Raw genomic sequence first — 2,725 nt, 5'->3', positions numbered from 1 at the left:
GCCGAGGCCCTGCGCCGGGCGGGCTTTGCCGGCCGCCTCACCCTCGTCGGCGACGAGCCACACCGCCCCTACGACCGGCCGCCGCTCTCGAAGGCCGCCCTCACCGGCGAGATCGCGCCCGAGGCGACCGCGCTGCCCAACCTCCATGCCCTGGATGCCGAATGGCGGCTCGGCGTCGCCGCCACAGGCCTCGACCGGGAGGCCCGCGAGGTCCGCCTCGCCGATGGCGCGACCCTGTCCTACGACCGGCTCCTCATCGCCACCGGATCGCGCGCCCGACCCTGGTCGAATCCGACTGAGGCGGGCCTTGCCGGGGTCCATACCCTGCGCGGGCGCGACGATGCCGCCGCCCTCCGGCGGGCGCTCGCCGCCGGCCCGAAGCGCGTCCTCATCATCGGCGCGGGTTTCATCGGCTGCGAGGTCGCGGCCTCCTGCCGGGCCCTCGACCGCACCGTCACCCTGATCGATCCGGGACCGGCACCCCTCGCTAGAATCCTCGGGCAGCCGGTGGGCGAGATCGTCGCCGCCCTGCACCGAGCTCTCGGCGTCGACCTGCGCAGCCGGACCAAGGTCGCGCGGCTCGAAGGCGATGCGTCGGGCCGGGTGGTCCGGGCCATTCTCGATGACGGCAGTGAGGTGGAAACCGACTTCGTGGTGGTGGCGTTGGGCGCGGTGCGCAACACCGAATGGCTGAGCGGTTCCGGGCTCGATGACGGCCCAGGCGGCGTCCTCTGCGACGAGGCCGGTTACGTCCTCGACATGGAGGGACGCCCCGACAGGGCCATCGCCGCGGCCGGCGACGTGGCACGGTTCCCCCATCCGCTTTACGACGGCCGCCCCGTCGCCCTCGAACATTGGGGCCACGCGGTGGCCCAGGGCGAGCATGCCGGGCGCCTCCTGGCAGGAGCGGCCACGGGCGCGGCCTATGCCGAGATGCCCGCTTTCTGGTCGTCCCAGGGCGGCGTCACCATCAAGTCGGTGGGCCTGACCGAGGGGGCGGATGCCATGGTCTTCGCGCAGGGAAGCCCGAAGGAGGGCCGCTTCGTCGTCGTCTATGGCGCCAAGGGACGCTGCATCGCCGCATTGTCCTTCGATTCAGGGCGCTGGCTCCCCGCCTATGCCGAGCAGATCGCAGCGCGCGCCCCGTTCCCACCGATCCGCGTCGGGGTCGACCTGCACGGTCTCGCGGTGCTGCAGCCGGGCTTTCCCGAGGAACGGACATCGTCATGAAGGCCGGACGCCTGTTCGAGGCGGTCAAGGACGAGGCCAATCGGGCCGATCCCTATCCGCTCTACGCCCGCTTGCGCGAGACGCCTGTCTCGCGCCAGGACGACGGCACCTATGTGGTCTCGACCCATGCGGCGATCACGAGCCTCCTGCACGATCCGCGGATCAGTTCGGAGACCCTGCCGCCAAGCGAGCGCCCTCGGACCGGCAATCCGCTCTCGGACTGGATCGTCAACCCGGTCAAGGATCACGTCACAAACACCCATCGCCCGTTCATCTTCCGCGATCCGCCGGACCATGACCGGCTGCGGATGGCCGTGATGGGGCAGTTCACGCATCAGCGGGTCCATGCCATGCGCGGACGCTCGCATGACCTCGTGGCCGATCTCCTGGACAAGCAGAGCGATGCGACGAGCTTCGATCTCGTCTGCGACGTCGCCTATCCGCTTCCCGTCACGGTGATCTGCGAGATGCTGGGCGTGCCGCCGGAGGACGAGCCGCAATTCCACGGCTGGGCGACGCAGCTCGCCTCGGCTCTCGAACCGGACAACCTCGGCAATGAGGAGGCACGGGCGAAGAACATCACCACCTTCGACGAGATCTCCACCTACATGCGCGGCCTCATCAAGGAGAAGCACCGCCACCCGCAGGACGACATGCTGTCCGGCATGAGCGGCGAATCGGGCAAGGACGGTGGAGCGGGGATGGGCGAGGTCGACCTCATCGCCACCGCCATCCTGCTGCTGGTGGCCGGCCATGAGACCACCGTGAACCTCATCGCCAACAGCATGCTGGCTCTGGTGCGACGCCCCCACATCCTCACGCGGCTCGCCGGCGAGCCGGACCTCGCGCCGCGCCTCATCGAGGAGATGCTGCGCTACGACCCGCCGGTGCATTTCCGGACGCGGCGGGCGTTGAGCAGCATCGACATAGCCGGCACCACCATCCCGGAGGGCGCCGACATCGTGCTCCTCCTCGCCTCCGGCAATCGCGACCCGGCGGTGTTCCGCGATCCGGACCGGTTCGACCCGGATCGACCCGATATCCGCCATTTCGGTTTCGGCGGCGGGCTCCATTACTGCGCTGGCGCGCCGCTCGCCCGATTCGAGGCCGAGGCGGCCCTTGTGGCGCTGGCACAGCGCCTCGTCCATCCGCGCCTCATCGACGATCCGCCGCCCTATCGCTCGGGCGCGGCCCTGCGCGGCCCCATGCATCTTCGGCTCGCCATCGACGGAGTGGCACCCCGCCGCTGACCTCGCTCGGACACGATTGCGGCCTTGCCGCCACACCGCGTCCGAAAAGCCGGGGCGACGCGCCTTTCCCTTGTCAGGCCCGCGGCATTGCCTTGCCGTCAGCGCAATTGGCGGTGACGCAACGGTTCATTGCCGAAGTCCCCGCCGGGAAGAGAGATCGATGCCGCGTCAGTTCCTGTCGACCGTTGCCCTCGTCGCCCTCGCCGCAGGCCTCGGGGCCTGCAGCTCGTCGCGCCTCGACGGGC

Annotated in this window: 2 protein-coding genes; both read left to right on the top strand. The window is 70.2% G+C overall.

Translation table 11 applies throughout. The features are described from left to right. A partial coding sequence (locus FV220_RS24690) for an FAD-dependent oxidoreductase (RefSeq protein WP_147833547.1) occupies positions 1–1,230 on the top strand: 1,230 nt, incomplete at its 5' end. Continuing rightward, the gene (locus tag FV220_RS24685; protein WP_147833546.1) at positions 1,227–2,480 is read left to right on the top strand and encodes a cytochrome P450; all 1,254 of its coding nucleotides are present in this window, start codon (positions 1,227–1,229) and stop codon (positions 2,478–2,480) included. The genes FV220_RS24690 and FV220_RS24685, both read left to right, overlap by 4 nt. Positions 2,481–2,725: the final 245 nt, after the last annotated feature.

Origin of the sequence: Methylobacterium sp. WL19, assembly GCF_008040005.1 — a bacterium.
GTDB lineage: Bacteria > Pseudomonadota > Alphaproteobacteria > Rhizobiales > Beijerinckiaceae > Methylobacterium > Methylobacterium bullatum.
This window is presented reverse-complemented; position numbering and strand designations above follow the sequence as displayed.